This window comes from Leuconostoc gelidum subsp. gelidum KCTC 3527, from assembly GCF_000166715.1.
GTDB lineage: Bacteria > Bacillota > Bacilli > Lactobacillales > Lactobacillaceae > Leuconostoc > Leuconostoc gelidum.
Map to the genome: position 1 here is coordinate 1 of NZ_AEMI01000026.1, position 1,552 is coordinate 1,552.

The following is a 1,552-nucleotide window of genomic DNA, read 5'->3' on the forward strand; positions in this document are numbered from 1 at the left end:
ATTTTTTCTAAATTGATGAAATATTTCTTATTGGTTTCATGAAATAATCATATTTCACTAAGTAAGATGATTTATTTTCTTGAACAGAAGGTTATATTGTCAAGTTAATTGACAAGTTTCTAAGAAAATTAAAAAAAATTTGCGAAGCTTGTGAAAAAGTGGTATTCTAAAAATAACTGATTTCCGTTTACAATGTTTTCATGCAAGCGTACGGTGTAAAATTGAACGAAGGTTTCTGAAAATGGATAGCACGAAAACTGTTTTTCGATTGTCACCTTCACCAACATAGCTTTACAATAGTAATTGTTGTGTTGGTGAATATCGAAGGATGACTCATGGAAGAAAAATTATTTAACAAAGGTTTTATTACGATCACAATTATTAATTTTATTGTGTATCTTGTCTATTATTTGATGATGGTAATCATAGCTGTTATGGCCCATAATGAGCTACATGCGTCGTTTGCTCAAGCAGGGTTAGCATCAGGTATTTATATTATTGGCACGTTGCTTGCAAGGTTAATTATGGGTAAAGAGCTCGAATTGATTGGGCGCAAGCGTATAGCACGTTGGGGTGTCATATTTTACCTCATCACTACTATTGCTTATCTAGCCATTCCATCAATCGGTGCGCTGTATATTGTGCGTTTATTAAATGGGTTTGCGTATGGCATGACGTCAACAGCGTTGAATGCCATTGTAACCGAGTTTATTCCAGATAGACGTAAAGGTGAAGGAATTAATTACTACGGCTTGAGTACCAGTTTAGCAGCAGCTATTGGACCGTTCATAGGTTTGCTATTGTTTCACGCGACAGGATTCCATTTCATTGTGATTATGTCAGTTGTTTTGATTGCTGTTTCTATGTTTGCATTGTTCGCAATTCAAATTAATAACGTTAAGTTAACAGATGAACACAAAAGTGAATTAAAATCATGGAAATTGTCTAGTTTTATTGAATATAAAGTTTTGCTGATTTCATTCATTGGATTTTTGATGGGCTTGTCTTACTCAAGCGTATTGTCATTTTTGGCATCGTATGCAGAAACTTTGAATCTTGTTTCAATTAGTTCATTTTTCTTCGTGGTGTATGCAGGAATAGTCACATTAACACGGCCAATGTCTGGGCGCATATTTGATCGATTTGGTGAGAACTACGTGATGTATCCAAGTTATATATGTTTGACAATTGGTTTGATAATACTTGGTATGACAAATAGTGCTTGGATGTTGCTATTGTCAGGTGCATTTATTGGCTTAGGATATGGCACGTTTATGTCAAACGGACAGGCTGTTACTTTGAAATTAGTAACGAGTCATCGTATTGGCATCGCCTTGTCAACTTACTTTATCGGTTTAGATTTAGGATTAGGTGTTGGCCCATACATCTTTGGTGCACTTCATGGACAATTACCATTCCGTGATTTGTATTATATTGCAGCTGTCATTCCAGTTGTATCTGCTATCTTATATTTAGTGTTTTACAGACCAAATAATAATAAAATAGAAGAAGTTAATCAATTAGCTTAATATAAAAACGACTGTTTCTACGT

1 protein-coding gene is annotated in these 1,552 nt (G+C 34.4%); it reads left to right on the top strand.

Features of this window, described 5'->3' with window-relative positions; genetic code table 11:
• Positions 1–335: 335 nt before the first annotated feature.
• Positions 336–1,529: an MFS transporter gene (locus EUI_RS0107195; RefSeq protein ID WP_010017112.1), complete on the top strand. Its 1,194-nt coding sequence runs from the start codon at positions 336–338 to the stop codon at positions 1,527–1,529.
• Positions 1,530–1,552: the final 23 nt, after the last annotated feature.

Coding starts and splice junctions, on each gene's coding strand:
- EUI_RS0107195 (WP_010017112.1), top strand. CDS start 336: ATGGAAGAAAAATTATTTAACAAAGGTTTTATTACGATCACAATTATT.